Genomic DNA, 22,051 nt, shown 5'->3' with positions numbered 1-22,051 from the left:
GGCCAGGCGCCCATGCAAGCAAGCCGCAACAGCCTGCCCGATGGGCGATGGCACCTGCAGCACGGGCCCATCGACATCGTGCTGGGCGCGGAGGGCGAGCCGGGCGCTGTGCAGGCCGCGCACGAGGCGGCCTGGGCGCGCTTCGGCGGCATCCTGCCCGAGCTGGTGGCCGAGCTGGCCTTGTTGCGCCAGCCGGTGGACGCGACGCGCATGCCGCGGGGCGCGGTGGCCCGGCGCATGTGGCAGGCCTGCCTGCCTTTCCTGCCGCGTTTCATCACGCCCATGGCCGCGGTCGCGGGCTCCGTGGCCGAGGAACTGGTGGCGTTCTACCAGCGGCCTGGCATGACGCGCGCCTGGATCAACAACGGCGGCGACGTGGCGCTGCACCTGGCACCGGGACAGGTCTTGCGCATTGGCTTGTTCGCCGACCTGGCGCGCTTCGATCCGTCACAGCTCGTCGGCGGCGGCCTGCCGATCGACGGGGCCTTCGAGGTGCGCGCGGATGATCCCGTGCGCGGCGTCGCCACCAGCGGCTGGCGCGGGCGCAGCTTCTCCATGGGCATCGCCGACAGCGTGACCGTGCGCGCGGCCACGGCTTCCGCGGCCGACGCCGCCGCCACCCTCATCGCCAATGCCGTCGATGCGCCGCATCCGCGGATCCTGCGCCAGCCCGCGACCAGCCTGAAGGACGACACCGACCTCGGTGACCGCCTGGTCACCGTGGACGTGCCGCTGCTGCCGACGCAAACGGTGCAGGACGCGCTGGCTTCGGGCATCCGCTGCGCGCGCGAGCTTCGCGAAGCCGGCATCATCCATTCGGCCGTCCTGGTCTGCCAGGGCTGGGTCGCCACCGACGACACCGCGCCCGCTCCGCTGCTGGAGCGGCAGGCCCCGCAGGGCCTGGCTGCCTGATCGAACAACGACACGAGACCCGCATGAGCCCACCATTGATCGAGATCCGCCGCGTCCTCACCCATGTGGAGGACATCCACCACGAGTTCGGCCCCCCGGCGCCCAAGCCGCTGCGTCGCGGCGCCATCGCCATCGTGATGACCAACCCCTATGCCGGCCGCTACGAGCCCGACATCCTGCCCATGATGGCCGAGCTCGACGCCGTGGGCGTGACCATGGCGCGCCGCCTGTGCGATGCCATGGAAGTTGCGCCCGAGGTCATCGAGGGCTACGGCAAGGGCGCCATCGTGGGCGCCGCGGGCGAGCTGGAGCACGGGGCGCTGTGGCACGTGCCGGGCGGCTATGCCATGCGCGATCTGCTGGGGTGGAAGGGGGATGCCGCCGCCTACAAGGCCGGCCGTGGCGATTCGACCAAGGGACAGCCGGGCAACGGCCTGGCCATCGTGGCCTCGACCAAGAAGGTGGGCCCGCCCGGAGCCGGCCTGGACGTGCCGCTCACCCACATCAACGCCTCCTACGTGCGCAGCCACTTCGACGCCATCGAGGTGCGCGTGCCCGGGTCGCCCGCCGCCGACGAGGTGGTGTTCATCCTGGCCATGAGCACCGGGCCGCGCGTGCACGCGCGGGTGGGCGGCCTGAAGGCCCAGGACATCAAGCAGTGGGACGGCCTGCGCTAACCAACGATTCGAGGAAACAGACATGAACGCCAAGATCCGCAAACTCATCGTCCAGGTCGAGGAGACGCGCCTGGAGGCCGGCCGCCCGGTCGAGCCGCCCACGCGCAAGGCCCTGGCCATGGCCGTCATCGAGAACCCGTACGCCGGGCGCTACAGCGAGAACCTCGACGAGCTGATCACCATCGGCGAGGAGCTGGGCGGGCTGCTCGGCGAGAAGTGCGTCAAGGCGCTGGGCATCGTCCCCGGCCAGGCGCACAGCTACGGCAAGGCGGCCATCGTCGGCGAGGGCGGCGAGCTGGAGCATGCGGCGGCGATCCTGCACCCCAAGCTGGGGGCGCCCCTGCGCCAGGCGGTGGAAAAGGGCGCGGCCCTGGTGCCCTCGAGCAAGAAGCGCGGCGGCCTGGGCACGGCCGTCGACGTGCCCCTGGGGCACAAGGACGCAGCGTTCGTGCGCAGCCACTTCGACGCGATGGAGGCGCGGGTGAACGATGCGCCGCGCCCGCAGGAGATCGTGGTGGCGGTGGTGGTGACGGACAGCGGACGGCCGCTGGCGCGGGTGGGTGGGTTGCAGGTGAGCGAGATCCAAGGCAAGGACGGGTTGCGCTGAGAAGCTTCCCGGACGCGCCGAATTCATCCACAGCTTCCGAGCGGCCGGCGATCGGCGCGCCAAGCTCACGGCCGCAGGGCCCGCAGCAACTCCCGGGTGCTGGCGCGGGACGGGAGCACCCGCGCGATGCCTTCGCCCTGCAGGGCCGCCTCGTCACCGTCGTCGCAGACCGCGATGAATCGCGAGCGCTCGCAACCGGCGTGGTTCCGCAGCGACCGGCAGACCTGCGTGGCCTGCCCCGCGGGCAGTTCCAGCAGCACGCAGTCGGGAACGAACGTCGCCAGTGCCTGCTTCCATTCCTCGCCTGGCCGCGCCGTGTGCACGGTGTAGCCGTGCATGGTCAGGATGTCGGCCGTCGCGCAGGCAGCGGCCTCGTGTCCATCGTGCAGATAGAGCACGGCGAAAGGTGTGTCTGGTCGATCGGGCATGCGGGTGACGCGGCCAATCTACCTCGGGCGCCGGGCCGGTTCAAGCGATCCAGCAGGAGCCGCCCTGGCCGCGGAACCAGTCGCTCACGAGGCGGGTCCTGCGGCGGAACGGACTTCGGGGATACTGGCCGCCCTTTATCCCCGATCACCCCGGAACTCTGGCCGGTGCCCGATGTCCGAGCGGTTCCATGGATCTCAAACTACATCACTTCCGATCGCTGCTCGCAGTGGGCGATCAGGGAAGCATCCGGGCCGCGGCCCGCGCGACCGGCATCACGCAGTCGGCGCTGACGAGGTCCCTGCAGGAAGCGCAGGCCGCCATCGGCGAGCCCCTGTTCGACCGGCGCGAAGGGCGCCTGACGGCCACGCCCACCGGCGAGGTGGTCCTCGCCTCGGCCCGCGCGGTCGTGGCCGGCGTCGATGCCGCCGCTGTCGAACTTCAGCAGTTGGCGGACCAGCGTCGCCAGCAGGTGGCGGTGGCGGTGGCGCAGCCGCTGGGCTGCACGGCGCTGCCGCAGGCGGTCCGGTGGTTCTACGCCCGGTTTCCCGACACCCGCCTGAGCCTCTACGACCCGTCGAGCGTGGACGCCATCGCCGGCCTGCGCAGCGGGCAGCTGGACTTCGCCGTGGTCGACGACGTGCCGCCGTCCAGGGAAGACGAATTCCAGCACGAGCCGGTGGGCTCGTACGCCCGCTCCATCGTGACTCGCCGAGCCCATCCTCTTCGGCACGGCGGCACCGGCGCGCTGCATGCCCAGGAATGGGTCTGTAGCGGTGGCCGGTCGCCTGGCGGGACCGAGAAGTTCCTGGGGCTGTTCGACCAGGCCGGCGTGGCGAGGCCGCGGCGGGTCCACCAGTCGGACTACTTCATGGCCTTGCAGATCCTGCGTGACAGCGACGCCCTGAGCGTCTGGCCCGACGCCTTGCTGGACGAACTGGGTGACGGCAGCCTGGCCAGCGTCGAGCTGCCGCCGCTCGCGCCCGAGCCTCTGCACCTGGCCCTCGTGCGCCGGCGTGACCTGCCCCTGTCCTCGGCCGGCGCGTACCTCGCCGAGTGCATCCGTGAGGCGGCCGCGCAGCCCAGCGCCGATCCGGCCATCTCGTGGAGCTGAAGATCCAGCACCTGCGGGCGCTGGTGGCGGTCGTGGACTCGGGCGGAATCCGGGCAGCGGCGCGCACGCTCGGTCTCACCCAGGCCGCACTGGCCAAGAGCCTGCAGTCGCTCGAAGAGGCGGCCGGGCTGCCTTTGCTGGTCCGCCGGGCCACCGGCATCACGCCCACCCCGGCCGGCGAGCTGCTGTTGTCGCGAGGGCGCTTCGTGCTGCACCGGGTGGCAGGCCTGAAGGCCGATCTGCAGCGGATCCGCGGCGAGCCGGGCGGGCGCGTCAGCGCGTGCGTCACCGCCGGCGTCGCCAACCTGCAAATCGGTTTGCTGCTGGCCAGCTTCCGGGAGAGCTTTCCCGAAGTCAGCGTGGCGCTGGAGCATGCGGAGTCGGCCACGGCCATCCGTCGCGTGCAGGACGGCTCGGTCGAGATGGCGATCGTCGACGCGGCGGCGGACGTGGGCGAGGGCTTCGTGGTCGAGCCGCTGGCCACCATTGCGCGGGTGCCGGTGGTGCGCCGTGGGCATCCGATCCTGTCGAACCCGACCATCGAAGGGCTGGGCGTGCTGCGATGGATCAGCCGGGGCCGTCCAGATAGCGAGGAGCAAGCCAGGCTGCGGGCCGCCTTCCGGTCCGCGGGCGCTGCGCCGCCCGGGAGGGTGCTGGAGAGCGATCCCATGATGGCCCTGTCGCTGGCCCGGGCCCTGGATGCGGTGGCCGTGGTGCCGGCCACGAGCTTGCCGCGCGTGAAGGCCCGGGGCTTCGAGCCGGTGGAGATCGCTGGTTTTCGCCTGCCGAGCAGCCGGCATGTGCTGGTGGTGCTCGCCGATTCGGAGCTTGCGGCGCCGGCGCAACATTTCCGGGACTGCGTGCGCAGGTTCTTCTCGGGTTCAACCGCCGACCAGGTGTCCGACGCCGCCCCCGGCGCGTGATGCGCGGGACCTCCGGCTCGCTCCACCTGCCGGGACGGGACACCCGGCCAGGTGAACGCGTTCGCTTTTGGAGGACTGCCCCGTCGACACGGCCATGGCTACCCTCCAGCTCGTCCGTTGTTCCGGACTGTCAAGGAGGTCAAGAATGGAAGCGTGGCTTTGCCAGCTCCGATCGGTCGCCCCCCAGGGGCAGGTCGGCCGGCTCTTGCTGGCCGTGGGAAGGAGCAGGCTGCTGCAGGTGGTGGGGGTGTCGGCGCTCGCCGGGGGGCTTTGGCAGCTCGGCGTGTCCGATCCTGCGGCCGTCCTGTTGCTGGTGGCGGGAACGGTGGTCGGCTGCGTGACCCTCTGGTGCATCGATCGCCCGGCGCGCTCGCCCATGGCGCAGGCGACGTTCGAGGGCCTGCTGGACCGCTCGACCCAGCTCGCGTCCATCGCGGCGCTGGCCCGGATCGGCGATGCCCTGCTGCTGGCGGACCGCGCCCGGCCCGCGACCCTGGCGCATTTCGAGGTGGACGACCTGCGTGAACTGGAGACGTTCTACCCGCCGGCCGTGCGTGCCCGCATGCTGCGCCTGATCGGCACCCGATTGCGCCAGGCTTGCGGCCGCGGCGGCTTGGCGGTGCGCACGGGCAGGCATTCGTTCGTGGTGCTGTTCCCGGGCCTGGGTCGGCAGGCGGCGGTGGACGTGCTGCAAGCCAAGCTCGGAGAGGGCCTTTCGTTCGAGCTGGAGGTCTGCTCGGAGGACGTGATGCTGGTGCCCGTGCTTCGGCTTTGCGAGTCTTCGCCCGCGGACCTGTCGGTGCGCGGCCTGATGGAGCGCTGCCTGCGGGAGCACTCAAGGCCCGCACCCGCGAGCGCCCCTGGTGAGGTCGAATGGCTGCCCAACCGGGTGGTGCCGCCGCGGAACGTCCCCACCATCCCGGCGCCGCTGCCGGACGGGCGCTGACCGGGGAGCGGCCCGAGCATGGCGCTTGTTTCGCTGACCTACACCTCGATCGCGGTCAGCGAGCCGCTGGCGGTGCAGTTGCAGCACCTCCTGGTCCGCGCGCAGGCACGCAACAGCGAGTACCAGGTCACGGGGGCGCTGCTGTTCTGCGCTGGCGCCTTCGCCCAGTGCATCGAAGGGCCGCCGGCCAGCATCGACCACATCTACCGGATCATCCTGGAGGACCCGCTGCACACCGACCTGCAGCTCACCTCGCACGAGCCCATCGCGCGGCGGGCCTTCCCGGAATGGTCGATGGCGCTTCGCACCCGTGCGGGTTCGCACATGAGTTGGGGCGGACCCGTGCTGTCGAAGCGGCTTGTCGAGCGGCCCGGCGAACCATCGCAGGCGGTCCGGCTGCTGGCCCGGTTCTGGCGAGACGGAGGGCGCCGTTGACGCAGGCTCAGGCCCGCAGCTTCCTCACCACCGCATCCACCACGAAGTCATGCCAGTGCTTCAGTGCCGCCGGCGTGTCCAGCTTGTCCCCGAAGAACGCCGACAACGTGAAGCGGTTGGAGAGATAGAAGTAGTTCAGCGCCGCGATCATCAGGTAGACGTCGCGTCCCGACACGTCGTCACGGAACACGCGCCTGGCCACCCCCGCCTCGATCACCTGCTCCAGGATGCGCACGGCCGGCGACGAGAACTCGGCGGCGCGCAGCGAGCGGCCGATGTGCTTGCCGCGGTGCAGGTTCTCGTCGTTCAGCAGCGTGATGAACTCGGGGTTGCGCTGGTAGAACTCCCACATGAAGGTGATCACCGCCTTCAGTGACTGCTCGGGGTCGTCACCGCGCAGCACCAGCTTTTCCTCGGCCTCGTTGAAGCGCCGGTACATGTCCTCCAGCACCGCGACGAACAGGCCTTCCTTGCTGCCGAAGTAGTAGTAGATCATCCGGTCGTAGGACTTCGCGGCCTTGGAGATCTGCTCGATGCGACCGCCCGAGAACCCGTTCTTGGCGAAGATCCGGGTGGCCGCCCGCAGGATGGTCTCGCGGGTGGCCTGCGCGGCCTGCTCGCGCACGCCGGCGCCTCGCTGCGGCGGCTTGGCTTTCGGGGTCTTGGTGCGGGCGGTGGCAGGCATGCGGACGGCGGCGGATGAGCCGGGCATTGTGCCCGCACCCAATGTCCCCGACCCGGGATTTCTCACTGCTCGGCGAACGCGCGCTCGATGACGAACGCACCGGGCGTGGAGGTGTTGCCCTCGGCCATGCCGCGGCTTTCCAGCAGGTGCTTCAGGTCTCGCAGCATCTCGGGGCTGCCGCACAGCATCACGCGGTCCGCCTCGGGGTCGAGCGGGGGCACGCCCAGGTCGCTGAACAGCTTGCCGGTCTGCATCAGCTCGGTGATGCGCCCCATGTTGCGATAGGGCTCGCGCGTCACGGTGGGGTAGTAGCGCAGCTGGCTGGTGACCAGGTCGCCCAGGAATTCGTGATTGGGCAGTTGCTCCTCGAGCATCTCCCGATAGGCCAGCTCGTCCTTCTGGCGCACGCCGTGCACCAGGATCACCTGATCGAACTTCTCGTAGGTGGCCGGGTCGCGCACGATGCTCATGAAGGGCGCCAGTCCGGTGCCGGTGCCCAACAGGTACAGGCGCTTGCCCGGCAGCAGGTAGTCGATCAGCAGCGTGCCCGTGGGCTTGCGGCCGACCACGATGGTGTCGCCCACCTGGATGTGCTGCAGGCGAGAGGTGAGCGGGCCGTCGGGCACCTTGATGCTGAGGAACTCCAGGTGCTCCTCGTAGTTGGGGCTCACGATGCTGTAGGCACGCAGCAGCGGCTTCTCGTTCACGCGCAGGCCGATCATGGTGAAGTGGCCGTTGCTGAAGCGCAGCGAGGCGTCGCGGGTGGTGGTGAAGCTGAAGAGGCGGTCGGTCCAGTGCCGCACGCTCAGCACGCGTTCTTCGTTGAAGGCGCTCATGGTTTGATCTCCGCAAGGGGTTGGAGGGAAGGGTCCTGCAGGGTGGCCAGCTTGCCGGTCACGTCTTTCCAGCGCTCGGCCTCGGGCAGCGCGGGCTTGCGCCGGGTGAGGGTCGGCCACTGCGCCGCCAGGCGGCGGTTCAGGTCGAGGAAATGCGCCTGCTCCGGGGGGATGTCGGAATCGGCATGGATGGCGCCCACCGGGCACTCGGGGATGCACACCGCGCAGTCGATGCACTCGTCGGGGTCGATCGCCAGGAAGCTGGGGCCCTCGTGGAAGCAGTCGACCGGGCACACGTCCACGCAGTCGGTGTACTTGCAGTGAATGCACGAATCGGTCACGACGTGGGTCATCCGGTCTCCTTGGCCAGCGCGCGCCTTTGATGTAGCGGGCACAACATGAAAGTTAAGTGAATCCTACATGACGCGCGTGGCGCGCGCAAGCGCGGCCAGGTTGAGTTGACAAGTCACCTTAGAATGCGCCGGACACGACCCGGCACGGCGCGCTGGCGGCCGTGCGCAACCGGAAGCACAGCAAGACATGACGACCGACCAGCCCTTCGAGATGGCGTGGTGCCGCGCACGGCACCCTTCCGAGATCCTCAAGTGGGAGCACGGCTGGCGCCAGACCCGCGACGAGGGCATGCTGATCGAGTGGGACGTGGGCGTGCCCATGCGCGACGGCGTGAAGATCTTCATCGACGTGTTCCGGCCCGACCACGGCCAGCCGGTGCCGGCCCTGATCGCCTGGGGGCCGTACGGCAAGCAGTCGCCGCGCGGCGTGTATGAGCGCTTCGCCAACAACGGCGGCGTGCGGCCCGAATGGATGTCGAAGTACACCTCGTTCGAGGCGCCCGATCCGGTGCGCTGGACGCAGATGGGCTACGCCATCATCCACGTCGATCCGCGCGGGCTGTGGAATTCCGGGGGCGACGCGACCTTCTGGTCCGCCGACGAGGCGCGTGACTTCTACGACCTGATCGAGTGGGCGGCGGTGCAGCCCTGGTGCACCGGCAAGATCGGCCTCACGGGCGTGTCCTACCTCACCATCGCGCAGTGGCAGGTGGCCGCCTTGCGCCCGCCTCACCTGGCCGCCATCAACCCGTGGGAGGGCTACAGCGACTCGTACCGCGAGCGCGCCTTCCACGGCGGCATCCCCGAGGACCGGTTCATGCCGCGCTGGCTGCAGCAGTCGGTGTACGCCAAGGGCCTGGTCGAGGACGTGCTGGAGATGAGGCGCCGCCACCCGTTCTACGACGCCTACTGGCAAGGCAAGGCGCCCGACCTGTCGATGATCGAGGTGCCGGCCTATGTGGTGGCGAGCTGGTCCGACCAGGGGCTGCACACGCGCGGCACGCTCGAAGGCTTCAAGCGCATCTCGTCCAGGCACAAGTGGCTGGAGGTGCATGGCCGCAAGAAGTGGGAGCACTTCATGCGGCCCGAGATGGTGGAGAAGCAGCGCGCCTTCTTCGATCACTTCCTCAAGGGAAGCAGCGACGAGGTGCTGGGCTGGCCCACCGTCAACCTGGAGATCCGCGAGCGCTTCTACGTGGGGCCGATGCGAGCCGAGGCCGAGTGGCCGCTCGCCCGCACCGCGTACACCCCGCTGTACCTCGACGCGGCCAGCGGCGGCCTGGGGCCGGCTCGCCTCGATGCCGCGACGCAGGCCCGTTACGACCCGGCAGCGGGCCGGGCGGTGTTCCAGCACCGCTTCGGGCAGGACACCGAACTCACCGGGCACATGAAGCTGCGGCTGTGGGTGCAGACCACCGAAGGCGACGACATGGACCTGTTCATCGTGGTCTACAAGCTCGACGCCGACGGCCGGCAGGTGCCGCTGAGCTTTTTCTCGGTGTTCGAGGAAGGGCCGGTGGCCATGGGCTGGCTGCGCGTGTCGCACCGCGAGCTCGACCCCGAACGCTCCACGCCGCACCAGCCGGTGCTGGCGCACCAGCGCGAGCTGCGCCTGCAGCCCGATGAGATCGTGCCGGTGGACATCGAGATCTGGCCATCGAGCATGCTGTACCGCGCCGGCGAGAGCCTGCAGCTGGTGGTGCAGGGCCGGGACATCGACTACGGCCCGGCGCACATGGGGCCGACCATGGCCCATGGGCCGCTGCGCAATGCCGGCGAGCATGTGCTGCACACCGGCGGCGAGTTCGACGCGCACCTGCTGGTGCCGGTGATCCCGCCGCGCGCCTGAAACGCTTTCTTCCGAGGAGACAACCATGCCTTTCAAGACCTTGCGCCAGCTCGCGCTCTTTCCCGCCCTATGCCTCGCGTTCGCCGGCACCGCCTGGGCCCAGGGCCAGCCCCCCGCCCAGGACTGGCCCACGAGGCCGGTGACCCTGGTCGTGCCGTATGCCCCGGGCGGCGTGCTCGACGGCCTGGTGCGGCCGCTGGCGCAACGCCTGAGCGAATCGCTGGGCAAGCCTTTCGTGGTGGAGAACCGGGCCGGCGCCAACACCGCCATCGGCACCGGCGTGTGCGCGCGCGGCGAACCCACGGGCTACACCTTCTGCGCCACCGGCAGCAGCGTCTGGACCAACGCGCTGCTGCAGAAGAACCTGCCCTACGACCCGGTGAAGGACCTCGCGCCGGTGACCAACCTGGTGTTCGCCGACGGGCACATCGTGGCCAACTCGTCGGTGCCGTTCAATGACCTCAAGGGCATGGTGGCGTACGCCAAGGCCAACCCCGGCAAGCTGAACTTCGGCAGCTTCGGCGAGGGCAGCACGGCCCACATGTTCATCGAGTACATCAAGGACCGCGCGGGCGTCGACATCGTGCACGTGCCCTACAAGGGAGCCGCGCCGGTGATCCAGGCCACCCTCGCCAACGAGGTGCAGATGACCTACATGGCCACCGGCGCCGTGCTGCAGCACATCAAGTCGGGCCGCATGAAGGCCATCGTCGCGCCGGCGCCGCAGCGCTCGCCGTTCCTCCCCGACGTGCCGACGCTGGCCGAGGAAGGCTTCGACCTGAAGCCCAGCGCCTGGTTCGGCCTGTTCGCCGCCGCCGGCACGCCCAAGCCCATCATCGACCGCATGCAGGCCGAGGTCCGCAAGATCCTGCAGGACCCCAAGTTCCGCGAGCAGGTGCTCACGCCGCAGTTCTACACGCCGGTGGGCAACACGCCCGAGGAGTTCGCCGAGTTCGGCCGGCGCGAGCGCGAGATCGCCGCGACCCTGGTGCGGGTGTCCCGCCTGAAGCCCGAGTAGGGCGAGGCCCTGAGTGGCCACGATCGTCGTCGCCCACGGCGCCTGGACCGCCGGCTGGAGCTGGAAGAAGATGCGCCCGCTCCTGCGCGAGCAGGGCCACGAGCTGTTCACGCCCAGCTACACCGGCCTGGGCGAGCGCGCCCACCTGGCCTCGCCCGCGGTCGACCTGGAGACGCACGTGTCCGACGTGCTGGGCGTGCTGCGCCACGAAGACCTGCGGGACGTGGTGCTCATCGGCCACAGCTATGGCGGCATGGTCGCCACGGTGGTCGAGGACCGGGCCCGCGAGCGCATCGCCCGTGTGGTCTACCTCGACGCCTTCGTACCCCGGGATGGCCAGTGCCTGTTCGACCTGGCGCCCCCGGCGCAGCGCGCCGCCTTCGAGGCCGCCGCGCAGGCGCAGGGCGAAGGCTGGCGCGTGCCGCCGCAGGCGCTGCCGCCGGACACGCCGCCAGCCGACGCGCAATGGATGCTGCCGCTGCGGGTCATGCACCCGCTGGCCGCCATGCGCCAGCCCGTGCGCCTGGCCGGCGGCCAGCCGGTGCCGCGCACCTACATCTACTGCCGTCGTGCCGGCCCGGCGGATTCGTTCCGCCCCTTCGCGCAGCGCGCGCGTTCGGAGCCGGGCTGGACCTGCCACGAGATCGACGCCAGCCACAGCCCGCACGTCACGGCGCCAGAGGCACTGGCGGACTTGCTTCAGCGCATCCTGGCTTGAAGCATCGCGCTCAGGCGCGCGCCGGCGCGGCCGTTGCGCGCTCGGCCCGCTCCGCTGCCCGCATCTGCTGCGCGAGCGCCAGCCAGGCGCCGGCCGAGATGCCCAGCACCGCCAGCATGGACCCGGTGGACAGCATCGCCAGTCCGGTGACGCCGTTGCCGACCGAACACCCCAGCGCGGTGACACCGCCGAACCCCATCAGCAGCCCGCCGCCCACGTGCTCGAGCAACTCGCGCGGCGTGCGGAACGACTCGAGCCGGAACTCGCCACGCGCCTTGGCGCTGGCGAACGCACCGAGCACCACGCCCAGCGACACCATCACGCCGAAAGTGGCCACGGTGGCCTTGTCGGACCACAGGGTGAGCAGGTCGAGCGCGTGCCCCATGGGGGCGGAGAACGACAGGCCCTCGGGCCGCTTCGATTGCGTGCCCAGCCAGGCCGCCTCCAGGGTTTCGGGGTGCTCGGGCACGAAGCCGATGGTGCCGGTGAGGAAGAACGCCGCACCGACCAGCGCGCCGACGGCGATGCCGCCGACCCAGTGCGCGGGCTCCAGGCGCGAGCGCAGGCGCCAGGCGAACATGAATACCGTGGCCGCCCCGACCGCGGCGACCGCCCAGCGGATGCCGTTGGCGGACAGGCCCAGTGCCTGGCCGAGCACGCCGCCGAGGTCTTGCGACCCGGTGAGCGTGAGCGCGAAGGCATCGAGCCCATGGACCCGCAGCGGCGCGAAGGCACCGCGCAGCGTCATCAGCGCCGCGATGGCCACGACCACCAACGTGATCGCGGCCTTGAGGCTGCCCTGGCCGGCCTTGACCAGGCAGCGCTGCGGACAACCGCCGGCCAGGATCATCCCGTAGCCGAACAGCACCCCGCCCACCCCGTAGGACAGCCAGGGAAAGCGCTCGCTCCAGTAGATCGTGCGGCCGGCGTCGAGCAACTGGCCGCTCACCAGCGCCTGCACGCAGACCGCCCCCACCGCCACCGCCAGCAGCCACGACACCAGCCGCGCGGGGCCGCGGAACGCCACCCAGTCGGCGATGGCGCCGCGCACGCAGAAGCGGCTGGCCTGGGCCACCACGCCCAGCACGAGCCCGAGGATGAGCGCGCCCCAGACGACGATCAGGGCCAGCGTGGAAGGGTCGAGGTCGGGGTGCATCGGGGCAAGTCGGTGGTGAAGGCCGGCGGGAAAGCGCGGGGCTCCAGGAGTCGGCAGGTGGTTGCAAAGTGTAGTGGCGGGGCTGGGTCCCGGTCGCCCTCGCATCGATAGGAAAAGTCCCCGATCAGGGTTATGGCGCGGCCCTGTCGCCCTGCCGGCTGGGGTACGCTGCTCGCCCCCCCCCCGATTGGAGAACCCCATGCCCCGATTCCTGCGCCTGCTGGCGGCGTCCGCCGCGCTGTTCCTGTTCTCGGCCACCTCCTTCGCACAGGACAAGGTCGTCTACCACATCGACGACGCCGAGACCCAGGCCACCAAGGGCCTTCGCAACATCCGCAACCATCTCGATGTGGCCCCCGAGACCAAGATCATGGTGGTGACGCACGCCAACGGCGTCGACTTCCTGATGGAGGGCGCCAAGGACAAGAAGAACCCGAACATCGACTACGCCTCGCTGGTGAGCGCGCTCAAGGCCCGCGGCGTGCGTTTCGAGGTCTGCGAGATCACGCTGCGCAATCGCGAACTGAAGAAGGACCAGTTCAGCATGGACGCCGAATTCACCCCGTCGGGGGTGGCGCGCATCGGCCAGCTCCAGTCGCGCGAACGATATGCCTACATCAAGCCTTGACCCTCGAGGGCCAAGTGCGACGGCCGCCCGCTACGATACGGCCTCCATTCCCAGCGGCAACGGCAGAACCCATATGGCAAGGCGACAGGCGGTCCAGGACGTCGGCAGCGGCATCGAGTCCGACGAGGTGTTCGAAACCGCGGCCGAGATCTTCCGGGTCATGTCCGCCCCGATGCGGCTGAAGATCATCAGCAGCCTGTGCAACGGCGAGAAGAACGTGAGCCAGCTGCTGGAAGAAATCGACACCACGCAGCCCAACATGTCGCAGCACCTCAACACGCTCTACCAGGCGGGGGTGATCGGCCGGCGGCGTGAAGGCGTGCAGATCTTCTACCGCATCATCAACGACCGGGTCGTCACGCTCTGCCGCGCGGTCTGCACCCAGATCGCCATCGAATCCGAACTGAAGTAGCGCCGTCCTTCCGGGCGGCCGCCAGGGCCCCTAAAATCAGTCGCGGCTTATCAAGGAGTCCCGATGGCCCTGCGCTCGTTCTGCAAGCTCATCGCCGCCGGTTGTGCGGCCCTCACCCTGTCCGGCGCCGTGTTCGCCGGCGCGGCCGCGCCGCGCAGGGTCGTGGCCCAGCAGGTGTCGCCCTCGGCCTGGTTCGTGCAGGGCGATGCGGCGCTCGGCACGCCGGCCAACCGCAACTTCATCTCCAACGCCGGTTTCGTGGTCACGCCGGCGGGCGTGGTCGTCATCGATGCGCTGGGTTCGCCGCAGCTCGCGCGCGAGCTGCTGGACGAGATCGCGCGGGTCACGCCACGCCCGGTCACGCACGTGGTCGTCACGCACTACCACGCCGATCACATCTACGGTCTGCAGGAGTTCCGCAAGCGCGGCGCCCGCATCGTGGCGCACCGGGCGGCGCTAGAGTACATCCACTCGGACACCGCCGCGTCGCGCCTGCGCGCCTCGCGGGCGGACCTCGCGCCCTGGATCGACGAGCGCACCGAGCTCGTCGTGCCCGACCAGTGGATCGACGGGCCGGGCGAACTGGTCGTGGGCGGCACCCGGCTGCTGCTGCAGCCGGTGGGGCCGGCACACACGCCCGAGGACCTGGTCGTGCTGCTGGCGTCCGAAGGCGTCCTGTTCGCCGGCGACATGGTGTTCCGCGGGCGCATTCCCTTCGTCGGCCAGGCCGACAGCCGGCAATGGATCGCCGCGCTCGACACCCTGCTGAAGATGGAACCCCAGGTGGTCGTGCCCGGCCACGGCCCCCTGTCCACGACCGCCCGCGAAGACCTGCGCCTGACGCGCGACTACCTGGCTTATCTGCGCGAGACCATGGGCAAGGCGGCGAAAGAGATGGAGCCCTTCGACGAGGCCTATGCCCGGGCCGACTGGTCGCGTTTCGAGCACCTGCCGCTGTTCCGCGCGGCCAACCGCATGAACGCCTACAACACCTACCTGCTGATGGAGCGGCAGGTGCCATGAACCCGGCGGGCACACGGCGATCCGTCCTGCGCGTTTCGGTGGCGGCAGCGGCGGCCGCGCTTTGGCCGCTGCGCGCCGGCGCATCGGGCGCCGTGCCGTCGTTGCCACGACCGGCCTCGCTGCAGGCCGAGATCGCCCGCGCAGGGGCCCGTCGCAAGTCGCTGGTCCTGATGGTCAGCCTGGAAGGCTGCCCCTATTGCAAGCTGGTGCGCGAGTCGTACCTGCTGCCGTTGCGCGCCGAAGGCCAGCCGGTGGTGCAGATCGAGCTCAACCTGCCCGCGCCCGTGGCCGACCCGCAGGGCCGCCCCACGACGCATGAGCAGCTGGTGCGCGAGTGGAACGTGCGCGTGGCGCCCACGCTGCTGTTCCTGGGCCGGGGCGGGGCGGAGCTGGCCCCGCGCCTGGTGGGGGTGGGCAACCCCGATTTCTACGGCGCCTACCTGGACCAGCGGATCGAAACCGCCAATCGCGCAGCCGCCGGCTAAGGGAAATCCCCGAGCATCGGCGGGGGGGCCGGGCCTTCACATTCGCCTATCCTTATATTCACGGCTGATGATTTATCAGTCCGGGACGGGCGACGAGGAGGACACGTGGATTCCAGGCAGACATCGGGCAGGCTGATCAAGGCGCCTGAGAATTTCATCGACACGGCGGGCGTGCGCCAGGTGTTCGCCGAAGCGCGCGAAGGCCGGCGCGATTTCATCCGCAGCGCCTTCGCGGCCGCCGCCGGCGTCGCCACGGCCGGCATGGCCAGGGCCGCGACGCCGGGCGACGGCGACCCGGCGATCCTGGAGTTGCCCGAGCACTCCAGGGGCCTGGGCCAGCCGGTCGTGACCGACGGCTATGGCAAGCCCTCCAAGTGGGAGGCCAACGTGCAGCGCCGGCAGAGCCCGGGGTTGACGCAGACCCGGCAGGCGAGCGTGTCCTTCGCGCCGCTGCAGTCGCTGTTTGGCATCGTCACCCCGAGCGGCTTGCACTTCGAGCGCCACCACCAGGGCTGGTGGGACATCGACCCGTCCAGGCATCGCCTGATGGTCAACGGGCTGGTGAAGACCCCCAGGGTGTTCACCATGGACGAGATCATGCGGCTGCCCTCGGTGTCGCGCTTCCACTTCATCGAGTGCGGCGCCAACACCGGCATGGAGTGGGGCAATGTCGCGGTGCCGACCTGCCAGTACACCCACGGCATGCTGTCGTGCAGCGAATTCACCGGCGTGCCGCTGATCACGCTGCTGGAGCTCGCGGGCGCCGACCTGAACAAGGGCCGCTTCGTGCTCGCCGAGGGCGCGGACGGCTCGTCGATGACGCGCACCATCCCCATGAGCCTGGTCCGCTCCGGCGAGGTGCTGGTGGCCTACGGCCAGAACGGCGAGATGCTCCGGCCGGAAAACGGTTATCCGCTGAGGCTGGTGGTGCCCGGCGTGCAGGGCGTGAGCTGGGTCAAGTACCTGCGCCGGCTGGAGCTGGGCGACCAGCCCTGGGGCACCAAGGACGAGGCCGTGCACTACGTCGACCTGTTGCCCGACGGCACGCACCGCCAGTACACCAGCATCCAGGAGTGCAAGAGCGTGGTCACCACGCCGTCCGGGGGCCAGGTGCTGCTGGACAAAGGCTTCTACAGCATCTCCGGGCTGGCCTGGTCGGGCCGCGGCAAGGTCAAGCGGGTCGACGTGTCGGTCGACGGCGGCCGCAACTGGCGCACCGCGCGGCTGCAGGACCCGGTCATGAGCAAGTGCCTGACCCGCTTCAACATCGACTGGGTGTGGGACGGCAAGCCCGCCATCATCCAGAGCCGCGCGATGGACGACACGGGGTACGTGCAGCCGTCCCTGCGCCAGCTGCGCGAGGTGCGCGGCACGCGCTCGATCTACCACAACAACGCGGTGCAGTCGTGGCTGGTGCAGGAAAGCGGGGAGGTGAAGAATGTCCAGGTTTCGTGAGGCGCTGCTCGCCGCGGCACTGGGTGCCGTGGCCGTGGCCGCGCAGGCCCAGGACCGCTTTCCCGGCATCGGCCGCGCCGCCACGCCGGCCGAGGTGAAGGCCTGGGACATCGACGTGCGGCCCGACTTCCAGGGCCTGCCCAAGGGGTCGGGCTCGGTGGCCAAGGGCATGGAGGTCTGGGAAGGCAAGTGCGCGAGCTGCCACGGCGTCTTCGGCGAATCCAACGAGGTCTTCAACCCGCTGGTGGGCGGCACCACCGACGAGGACATCAAGACCGGCCGCGTGGCCAACCTCAAGCGAACCGACTACCCGGGCCGGACCACCCTCATGAAGGTACCCACCGTGTCGACACTGTGGGACTACATCAACCGCGCCATGCCCTGGGACGCGCCCAAGTCGCTCAGCACCGAGGAGGTGTACGCGGTCACCGCGTACATGCTGAACCTGGGCGGCATCGTCCCGGACAACTTCGTGCTCAGCGACGCCAACATCGCGCAGGTGCAGCAGCGCATGCCCAATCGCAACGGCATGACCACCGCCCATGCGCTCTGGCCGGGCGGTGAGCTCAAGGGCACGACCAAACCCGACGTGGCGGCCACGGCCTGCATGAGCAACTGCAAGGTCGAGGCCAAGGTCACCTCGCTGCTGCCGGACCACGCGCGCAACGCGCATGGCAACCTGGCCGAACAGAACCGGCTGGTGGGCGCCCAGCGCGGCACCGAGACGACGCGTCCGCCCGGTGCGCAGCCGGCCAGGGCGCAGGCTGTCGCACAAGCGGCGCCTCCGGCGGCAGGCAAAATGCCGGTCGAGCTGCTGCAGAAGAACAGCTGCACCGCCTGCCACTCGCCCGATCGCAAATTGGTCGGACCCAGCTGGAACGATGTAGCCGGCAAGCATGCGGGCAAGGCCGACTACCTGGTGGGCCGCATCCGCGGAGGCGGCAGCGGCGTGTGGGGCAACATCCCCATGCCGCCGCAGTCCATCGGCGCGGCCGAAGCCGGCAAGATCGCCGAATGGCTGGCCACGGGCGCAGCACCTTGATGAGCATCTCATGTGGTGAGGGAATCCCCCGATCTTCGAATGGCGAAGATTAATTAGTATCGACTTAAGTATTTTTTGGAGAGCAGCAATGCAGCAACGTCGTGAAGTCCTCAAGCAGTCGCTGGCCGTTGCCGGCCTGCTGGGCGCCACCGGACTGTTCCCCCAGTTCGCGTGGGCCGCTTTCAACAAGTCGGCCTTCGAGGCCAAGACGATCGCCGACGCGGTCAAGGCCTACGGCGGCGCAGCGCCGGTGGAAAGCAAGAGCGTGACGCTGACCGCGCCCGACATCGCCGAGAACGGCGCGGTCGTGCCCATGGCGGCGGCCTCCACGCTGCCCAACGTGAAGCACCTGCTGGTGCTGGTCGAGAAGAACCCGAACGCGCTGGTGGCGAAGTTCGACGTGACCGACGCCATCGAGGCCAACGTCGCCACCCGCGCCAAGATGGGCCAGACCTCCGACGTCTACGCCGTCGCCATCACCAGCGATGGCAAGGCCCACTACGCCAAGAAGGAAGTGAAGGTCACGCTCGGCGGCTGCGGCGGCTGATCCCGGCCCGTCCTGAATTCAACGATCAAGGAGTACCCCATGGCAGACCCGATGCGCATCCGCGCGCAATCCCAGGGCGGCAACGCCCTCGTGCGTGTCCTCATGAGCCACGAGATGGAAACCGGCCAGCGCAAGGACAGCGCCGGCAAGATCATCCCCGCCTGGCACATCACCGAGGTCACCGCCGCCCACAACGGCAAGCCCGTGCTGACCGCCGAGTGGGGCCCGGCCGTGGCCAAGAACCCGTTCCTGCAGTTCACCGTCAAGGGCGCCAAGGCCGGCGACAAGATCGCCGTGACCTGGAAAGACAACAAGGGCGACACCCGCACCGACGAAGCCACGGTCAGCTGATACCGGCAACGGCCATCAAAACCAAAGAGGAGACACACGAATGCGGACCACCCAGGTAATGGCCGCTCTCGTGCTGGGCGGCGCGGCGGCTTTGGCCGGCGCGCAGCAGCAGCCCAAGAGCAGCGCCGAGGCGATCGAGGAATACCGCAAGATGCTCGAGGACGGCAACCCCGCCGACCTCTTCGAGGCCAAGGGCGAAGACCTCTGGAAGCAAAAGCGCGGACCGAAGAACGCATCCCTCGAGGCCTGCGACCTGGGCAAGGGCCCGGGCGTGGTCAAGGGTGCGTTCGTCGAACTGCCTCGCTACTTCGCCGACACCGGCAAGGTGCAGGACCTCGAGACGCGCCTGGTTTCCTGCATGGAACGGCTGCAGGGCTTTAACGCCGCCGAAATCGCCAAGACGCCTTTCGGCCGCGGCGAGATGGCCAACGTCACCGCGCTGGCGACCTATGTCGCCGCGCAATCCAAGGGCCTGCCGTTCGACCTGCCGCAGGCCCACGCGCAGGAGCGCACCTTCTACGAAGCCGGCAAGCGCCTGTTCTTCATGCGCGGCGGCACCCACGACTTCGCCTGCGCCTCCTGCCACGGCGAGGACGGCAAGCGCATCCGCCTGCAGGACCTGCCCAACCTCACCAAGAACCCCGGTGACGGCGTCGGCTTCGCCGCCTGGCCGGCTTACCGCGTGTCCAACGGACAGATGTGGAGCATGCAGCTTCGCCTGAACGACTGCTTCCGCCAGCAGCGCTTCCCGTACCCCGAGTTCGGCAGCGACGCGCTCACCGCGTTGTCCACCTACCTCGGTGTGAATGCCAAGGGCGCGAAGTCCGCGGCCCCCACCATCAAGCGCTGACCAAGGAGCGGGCATGAACAAGACAAGCGCCATCATCCTGTCGCTCGCCGCGGCCGCCGTCGTGGCCGGCTGCGGCAGCGCCACCCGGTCCCACATGGCCGGGGGCCCGAACAGCCAGGCGAACACCCAGCCGACCACCCGGACGTCGGCCACCACCGACGCCGACCGCGTGGCCGCCGAGATGGTCAAGGCCGGCTTCCGCACCCAGGGCATCGCCACCCTGGACCGCGTCACCGCCATCGACGAGACGCTGCGTGCCTGCAATGCGGCCGACGTGGCCGGCAAGCCGCTGGACCCCGAGGTCGCCAAGCGCCTCGAAGCCGCCAACCTCAAGCTGGTGAAGTGGCCCAGTGACGGCAAGTTCCTGGGCGACTGGAAGCAGGGCGAGCAGATCGCGCAAAGCGGCCGCGGCCAGACCTGGACCGACACCGCCAGTTCCGTGAACGGCGGCAACTGCTACAACTGCCACCAGATCAGCAAGGAGGAAATCTCCTTCGGCACCATCGGTCCCAGCCTCTACAACTACGGCAAGCTGCGCGGCGTCACCGACCCGAACAGCCCGGCCGCCAAGCCCATCGTCGAATACACCTGGGGCAAGATCTGGAACGCCAAGGCCTACAACGCCTGTTCCAACATGCCGCGGTCGGGGCACATGGGCAACCTGAACGAGCAGCAGGTCAAGCACATCATGGCGCTGCTGCTCGACCCCGCCTCGCCCGTCAACAAGTAAGCGTTCGCGCGTACCGGCCGGCACCTCCTCGAGGGGCCGGACCGGGCTCGCCTTCCTGTCCACCATGAACCTTTCCAAGCGAGAGTTCCTGCAGGTCCTCGGCGCCGCCTCGGTGGCCGGCATGGGGCTCGGGCGCTGGGCTTCGGCCGATGCCCAGACCGCCTCGGCAGGCCTGTACGAGGTGCCCCGGTTCGGCAACGTGTCGTTCCTGCACATGACCGACTGCCACGCGCAGCTCAAGCCGATCTACTTCCGCGAGCCCAGCGTCAACCTGGGCGTCGCGGACATGAGGGGACGGCTGCCGCACCTGGTGGGCGAGCATCTGCTCAAGGTGGCCAAGGTGCCGGCCGGCAGCGCCGAGGCGCATGCGCTCACCTACCTGCGGTTCGAGGAAGCGGCCCGGCGATACGGCAAGGTCGGCGGCTTTGCGCACCTGTCCACGCTGGTCAAGCGCATGAAGGCCAGCCGGCCGGGCGCGCTGCTGCTCGATGGCGGCGACACCTGGCAGGGCTCGGCCACATCCCTCTGGACCAAGGGCCAGGACATGGTCGACGCCTGCAAGCTGCTCGGCGTGGACGTGATGACCGGCCACTGGGAATTCACGCTGGGCATGGACCGCGTGAAGGAGATCATCGAGAAGGACTTCGCCGGCCAGGTCGACTTCGTGGCCCAGAACGTCAAGACCAACGACTTCGGCGACCCGGTCTTCAAGCCCTACGTGATCCGCGAGATCAACGGCGTGCCCTGCGCCATCATCGGCCAGGCCTTCCCGTATACGCCCATCGCCAACCCGCGCTACCTGGTGGCCGACTGGGAGTTCGGCATCCAGGACGCCAACATGCAGAAGATGGTCGACGAGGCTCGCGGCAAGGGTGCCCAGGTCGTCGTCGTCCTCAGCCACAACGGCATGGACGTGGACCTCAAGATGGCCAGCCGGGTGACCGGCATCGACGCCATCCTCGGCGGCCACACGCACGACGGCATGCCGGTGGCCTCGGTCGTCGCCAACAAGAGCGGCAAGACGCTGGTCACCAACGCCGGCTCCAACGGCAAGTTCCTGGCGGTGATGGACTTCGAGGTGAAGGACAAGCGGGTGGTCGACTTCCGCTATCGCCTGCTGCCGGTGTTCGCCAACATGCTGCCGGCCGACCCGGCCATGGACGCGCTGGTGCAGAAGCTGCGCGCACCCTACGAGTCCAGGCTGGCCGAGCAGCTCGCGGTGACCGAGGGCACGCTGTACCGGCGCGGCAACTTCAACGGCTCGGGCGACCAGCTGCTGCTGGACGCGCTGATGGAGGTGCAGGGCGCCGAGATCGGCTTCTCGCCCGGTTTCCGCTGGGGCACCACCCTGCTGCCGGGCCAGCCCATCACGCGCGAATGGCTGATGGACATGACGGCCACCACCTATTCGTACGCCACGGTCACCGACATGTCGGGCGAGATGATCAAGACCGTGCTGGAGGACGTCGCCGACAACCTCTTCAACCCCGACCCGTACTACCAGCAGGGCGGGGACATGGTGCGTGTCGGCGGCCTGCAATACGCCATCGATCCCACCGCCGGCATGGGCCGGCGCATCAGCGACATGCGGCTCAACGGCAAGCCCCTCGAAGCCTCGCGCACCTACAAGGTCGCCGGCTGGGCGCCGGTGGCCGAGGAAGCGGCGCGGGCCGGCAACAAGCCGGTGTGGGAACTGGTCGAGCCCTGGCTCAAGGCGCGCGGCGGCAAGGTGGCCGCCCGCAAGCCCAACGTGCCCCGGGTCTTGGGCGGTGCCTTGCCGAATCCCGGGTATCAGTGACCCCCCCGAAGCGGCCTGTCGGCCGCCTCCCCCCGAGGGGGCGCAACCAGCGGCCCGGCGAAGCCGGTTCCGCGG

General features: G+C 69.5%; 26 protein-coding genes. 21 read left to right on the top strand and 5 right to left on the bottom strand.

Annotated elements, in window-relative coordinates; all coding sequences use genetic code 11:
* Positions 1-12: 12 nt before the first annotated feature.
* The 3 genes from JI739_RS14785 to JI739_RS14775 are packed head-to-tail and all read left to right on the top strand — an operon-like array spanning position 13 to position 2,196.
* Positions 13-912, top strand: a complete 900-nt coding sequence (locus JI739_RS14785) for a UPF0280 family protein (RefSeq protein ID WP_201684690.1) — start codon at positions 13-15, stop codon at positions 910-912.
* 35 nt (positions 913-947) lie between these two features.
* Positions 948-1,589 (top strand): amino acid synthesis family protein, encoded by a 642-nt coding sequence (locus JI739_RS14780; RefSeq protein ID WP_201684853.1) that lies wholly within the window; start codon positions 948-950, stop codon positions 1,587-1,589.
* A gap of 22 nt (positions 1,590-1,611) precedes the next feature.
* Positions 1,612-2,196, top strand: a complete 585-nt coding sequence (locus JI739_RS14775) for an amino acid synthesis family protein (RefSeq protein ID WP_201684689.1) — start codon at positions 1,612-1,614, stop codon at positions 2,194-2,196.
* 65 nt (positions 2,197-2,261) lie between these two features.
* On the opposite strand, the gene JI739_RS14770 is transcribed toward JI739_RS14775, so the two are convergent.
* Positions 2,262-2,594, bottom strand: coding sequence for a response regulator transcription factor (locus JI739_RS14770; protein WP_201684688.1), 333 nt, complete (start codon positions 2,592-2,594; stop codon positions 2,262-2,264).
* 218 nt (positions 2,595-2,812) lie between these two features.
* Here JI739_RS14770 and JI739_RS14765 point away from each other — a divergent pair, with 218 nt between their 5' ends.
* From JI739_RS14765 to JI739_RS14750, 4 genes are all read left to right on the top strand, one after another.
* Positions 2,813-3,736 (top strand): LysR family transcriptional regulator, encoded by a 924-nt coding sequence (locus tag JI739_RS14765; protein WP_201684687.1) that lies wholly within the window; start codon positions 2,813-2,815, stop codon positions 3,734-3,736.
* On the top strand, positions 3,727-4,659 hold the full coding sequence (locus tag JI739_RS14760; protein WP_201684686.1) for a LysR family transcriptional regulator: 933 nt from the start codon (positions 3,727-3,729) through the stop codon (positions 4,657-4,659). Before JI739_RS14765 ends, JI739_RS14760 begins: the two co-directional genes overlap by 10 nt.
* Before the next feature lie 145 nt (positions 4,660-4,804).
* Positions 4,805-5,605 (top strand): GGDEF domain-containing protein, encoded by an 801-nt coding sequence (locus JI739_RS14755; RefSeq protein ID WP_201684685.1) that lies wholly within the window; start codon positions 4,805-4,807, stop codon positions 5,603-5,605.
* 18 nt (positions 5,606-5,623) lie between these two features.
* Positions 5,624-6,040 (top strand): BLUF domain-containing protein, encoded by a 417-nt coding sequence (locus JI739_RS14750; RefSeq protein WP_201684684.1) that lies wholly within the window; start codon positions 5,624-5,626, stop codon positions 6,038-6,040.
* A 7-nt stretch (positions 6,041-6,047) separates the two neighbouring features.
* Here JI739_RS14750 and JI739_RS14745 read toward each other — a convergent pair whose 3' ends face one another.
* The 3 genes from JI739_RS14745 to fdxA form a co-directional block, all read right to left on the bottom strand.
* A complete protein-coding gene (locus JI739_RS14745; RefSeq protein WP_201684683.1) occupies positions 6,048-6,725 on the bottom strand; it encodes a TetR/AcrR family transcriptional regulator in 678 nt (225 codons plus the stop codon).
* 62 nt (positions 6,726-6,787) lie between these two features.
* A complete protein-coding gene (locus JI739_RS14740) occupies positions 6,788-7,561 on the bottom strand; it encodes a ferredoxin--NADP reductase (RefSeq protein WP_201684682.1) in 774 nt (257 codons plus the stop codon).
* Positions 7,558-7,914 (bottom strand): ferredoxin FdxA, encoded by a 357-nt coding sequence (fdxA, locus tag JI739_RS14735; RefSeq protein WP_201684681.1) that lies wholly within the window; start codon positions 7,912-7,914, stop codon positions 7,558-7,560. The genes JI739_RS14740 and fdxA overlap by 4 nt, the downstream gene beginning before the upstream one ends.
* A gap of 187 nt (positions 7,915-8,101) precedes the next feature.
* On the opposite strand from fdxA, the gene JI739_RS14730 reads away from it, so the two are divergent.
* Genes JI739_RS14730 through JI739_RS14720 form a run of 3 tightly spaced genes read left to right on the top strand, consistent with a single transcriptional unit; the run spans position 8,102 to position 11,499 of the window.
* Positions 8,102-9,763 carry a CocE/NonD family hydrolase gene (locus JI739_RS14730; protein WP_201684680.1) on the top strand — a complete coding sequence of 554 codons (1,662 nt, stop codon included), beginning with the start codon at positions 8,102-8,104 and terminating at the stop codon, positions 9,761-9,763.
* A 25-nt stretch (positions 9,764-9,788) separates the two neighbouring features.
* Positions 9,789-10,781: a Bug family tripartite tricarboxylate transporter substrate binding protein gene (locus JI739_RS14725; RefSeq protein WP_201684679.1), complete on the top strand. Its 993-nt coding sequence runs from the start codon at positions 9,789-9,791 to the stop codon at positions 10,779-10,781.
* A 13-nt stretch (positions 10,782-10,794) separates the two neighbouring features.
* Entirely contained in the window at positions 10,795-11,499 is a 705-nt protein-coding gene (locus tag JI739_RS14720) for an alpha/beta fold hydrolase (RefSeq protein ID WP_201684678.1), read from the top strand.
* Positions 11,500-11,509: 10 nt separating this feature from the next.
* Here the strand turns inward: JI739_RS14720 and JI739_RS14715 are convergent, their stop codons facing one another.
* Positions 11,510-12,655 carry a YeeE/YedE family protein gene (locus JI739_RS14715; protein WP_201684677.1) on the bottom strand — a complete coding sequence of 382 codons (1,146 nt, stop codon included), beginning with the start codon at positions 12,653-12,655 and terminating at the stop codon, positions 11,510-11,512.
* A gap of 199 nt (positions 12,656-12,854) precedes the next feature.
* On the opposite strand from JI739_RS14715, the gene JI739_RS14710 reads away from it, so the two are divergent.
* The 11 genes from JI739_RS14710 to soxB all read left to right on the top strand — a co-directional run bounded on the left by JI739_RS14710 (position 12,855) and on the right by soxB (position 21,976).
* Positions 12,855-13,283 carry a DsrE family protein gene (locus JI739_RS14710; protein ID WP_201684676.1) on the top strand — a complete coding sequence of 143 codons (429 nt, stop codon included), beginning with the start codon at positions 12,855-12,857 and terminating at the stop codon, positions 13,281-13,283.
* A gap of 73 nt (positions 13,284-13,356) precedes the next feature.
* On the top strand, positions 13,357-13,695 hold the full coding sequence (locus JI739_RS14705) for an ArsR/SmtB family transcription factor (RefSeq protein ID WP_201684675.1): 339 nt from the start codon (positions 13,357-13,359) through the stop codon (positions 13,693-13,695).
* A 63-nt stretch (positions 13,696-13,758) separates the two neighbouring features.
* Positions 13,759-14,718, top strand: coding sequence for an MBL fold metallo-hydrolase (locus tag JI739_RS14700; RefSeq protein WP_201684674.1), 960 nt, complete (start codon positions 13,759-13,761; stop codon positions 14,716-14,718).
* Positions 14,715-15,203, top strand: coding sequence for a thioredoxin fold domain-containing protein (locus tag JI739_RS14695; RefSeq protein WP_236589657.1), 489 nt, complete (start codon positions 14,715-14,717; stop codon positions 15,201-15,203). The genes JI739_RS14700 and JI739_RS14695 overlap by 4 nt, the downstream gene beginning before the upstream one ends.
* Before the next feature lie 105 nt (positions 15,204-15,308).
* Positions 15,309-16,658, top strand: a complete 1,350-nt coding sequence (soxC, locus tag JI739_RS14690; RefSeq protein ID WP_354003733.1) for a sulfite dehydrogenase — start codon at positions 15,309-15,311, stop codon at positions 16,656-16,658.
* Complete coding sequence (locus JI739_RS14685; RefSeq protein ID WP_201684673.1) at positions 16,642-17,700, top strand: c-type cytochrome; 1,059 nt, start codon at positions 16,642-16,644, stop codon at positions 17,698-17,700. The genes soxC and JI739_RS14685 overlap by 17 nt, the downstream gene beginning before the upstream one ends.
* Before the next feature lie 88 nt (positions 17,701-17,788).
* Entirely contained in the window at positions 17,789-18,247 is a 459-nt protein-coding gene (gene soxY, locus JI739_RS14680) for a thiosulfate oxidation carrier protein SoxY (protein WP_201684672.1), read from the top strand.
* Positions 18,248-18,286: 39 nt separating this feature from the next.
* Complete coding sequence (gene soxZ / locus JI739_RS14675) at positions 18,287-18,598, top strand: thiosulfate oxidation carrier complex protein SoxZ (protein WP_201684671.1); 312 nt, start codon at positions 18,287-18,289, stop codon at positions 18,596-18,598.
* Between the two features lie 40 nt (positions 18,599-18,638).
* Entirely contained in the window at positions 18,639-19,448 is an 810-nt protein-coding gene (gene soxA, locus JI739_RS14670) for a sulfur oxidation c-type cytochrome SoxA (RefSeq protein ID WP_201684670.1), read from the top strand.
* A 13-nt stretch (positions 19,449-19,461) separates the two neighbouring features.
* A complete protein-coding gene (gene soxX / locus JI739_RS14665) occupies positions 19,462-20,178 on the top strand; it encodes a sulfur oxidation c-type cytochrome SoxX (protein ID WP_201684669.1) in 717 nt (238 codons plus the stop codon).
* Positions 20,179-20,242: 64 nt separating this feature from the next.
* Positions 20,243-21,976: a thiosulfohydrolase SoxB gene (soxB, locus tag JI739_RS14660; protein WP_201684668.1), complete on the top strand. Its 1,734-nt coding sequence runs from the start codon at positions 20,243-20,245 to the stop codon at positions 21,974-21,976.
* The last annotated feature ends 75 nt before the right edge of the window (positions 21,977-22,051 follow it).

This window comes from Ramlibacter aurantiacus (assembly GCF_016722895.1).
Classification (GTDB): domain Bacteria; phylum Pseudomonadota; class Gammaproteobacteria; order Burkholderiales; family Burkholderiaceae_C; genus Ramlibacter; species Ramlibacter aurantiacus.
The sequence above is the reverse complement of the archived record's forward strand: the minus strand, read 5'-3'. Positions and strand labels throughout refer to the sequence as shown.

Bases quoted from the DNA above. Each gene is read 5' to 3' on its own strand.
- JI739_RS14785 (WP_201684690.1), top strand. From the start codon at position 13: ATGCAAGCAAGCCGCAACAGCCTGCCCGATGGGCGATGGCACCTGCAG.
- JI739_RS14775 (WP_201684689.1), top strand. From the start codon at position 1,612: ATGAACGCCAAGATCCGCAAACTCATCGTCCAGGTCGAGGAGACGCGC.
- JI739_RS14765 (WP_201684687.1), top strand. From the start codon at position 2,813: ATGGATCTCAAACTACATCACTTCCGATCGCTGCTCGCAGTGGGCGAT.
- JI739_RS14755 (WP_201684685.1), top strand. From the start codon at position 4,805: ATGGAAGCGTGGCTTTGCCAGCTCCGATCGGTCGCCCCCCAGGGGCAG.
- JI739_RS14750 (WP_201684684.1), top strand. From the start codon at position 5,624: ATGGCGCTTGTTTCGCTGACCTACACCTCGATCGCGGTCAGCGAGCCG.
- JI739_RS14745 (WP_201684683.1), bottom strand. From the start codon at position 6,725: ATGCCTGCCACCGCCCGCACCAAGACCCCGAAAGCCAAGCCGCCGCAG.
- JI739_RS14740 (WP_201684682.1), bottom strand. From the start codon at position 7,561: ATGAGCGCCTTCAACGAAGAACGCGTGCTGAGCGTGCGGCACTGGACC.
- fdxA (WP_201684681.1), bottom strand. From the start codon at position 7,914: ATGACCCACGTCGTGACCGATTCGTGCATTCACTGCAAGTACACCGAC.
- JI739_RS14730 (WP_201684680.1), top strand. From the start codon at position 8,102: ATGACGACCGACCAGCCCTTCGAGATGGCGTGGTGCCGCGCACGGCAC.
- JI739_RS14725 (WP_201684679.1), top strand. From the start codon at position 9,789: ATGCCTTTCAAGACCTTGCGCCAGCTCGCGCTCTTTCCCGCCCTATGC.
- JI739_RS14715 (WP_201684677.1), bottom strand. From the start codon at position 12,655: ATGCACCCCGACCTCGACCCTTCCACGCTGGCCCTGATCGTCGTCTGG.
- JI739_RS14710 (WP_201684676.1), top strand. From the start codon at position 12,855: ATGCCCCGATTCCTGCGCCTGCTGGCGGCGTCCGCCGCGCTGTTCCTG.
- JI739_RS14705 (WP_201684675.1), top strand. From the start codon at position 13,357: ATGGCAAGGCGACAGGCGGTCCAGGACGTCGGCAGCGGCATCGAGTCC.
- JI739_RS14700 (WP_201684674.1), top strand. From the start codon at position 13,759: ATGGCCCTGCGCTCGTTCTGCAAGCTCATCGCCGCCGGTTGTGCGGCC.
- JI739_RS14695 (WP_236589657.1), top strand. From the start codon at position 14,715: ATGAACCCGGCGGGCACACGGCGATCCGTCCTGCGCGTTTCGGTGGCG.
- JI739_RS14685 (WP_201684673.1), top strand. From the start codon at position 16,642: ATGTCCAGGTTTCGTGAGGCGCTGCTCGCCGCGGCACTGGGTGCCGTG.
- soxY (WP_201684672.1), top strand. From the start codon at position 17,789: ATGCAGCAACGTCGTGAAGTCCTCAAGCAGTCGCTGGCCGTTGCCGGC.
- soxZ (WP_201684671.1), top strand. From the start codon at position 18,287: ATGGCAGACCCGATGCGCATCCGCGCGCAATCCCAGGGCGGCAACGCC.
- soxA (WP_201684670.1), top strand. From the start codon at position 18,639: ATGCGGACCACCCAGGTAATGGCCGCTCTCGTGCTGGGCGGCGCGGCG.
- soxX (WP_201684669.1), top strand. From the start codon at position 19,462: ATGAACAAGACAAGCGCCATCATCCTGTCGCTCGCCGCGGCCGCCGTC.
- soxB (WP_201684668.1), top strand. From the start codon at position 20,243: ATGAACCTTTCCAAGCGAGAGTTCCTGCAGGTCCTCGGCGCCGCCTCG.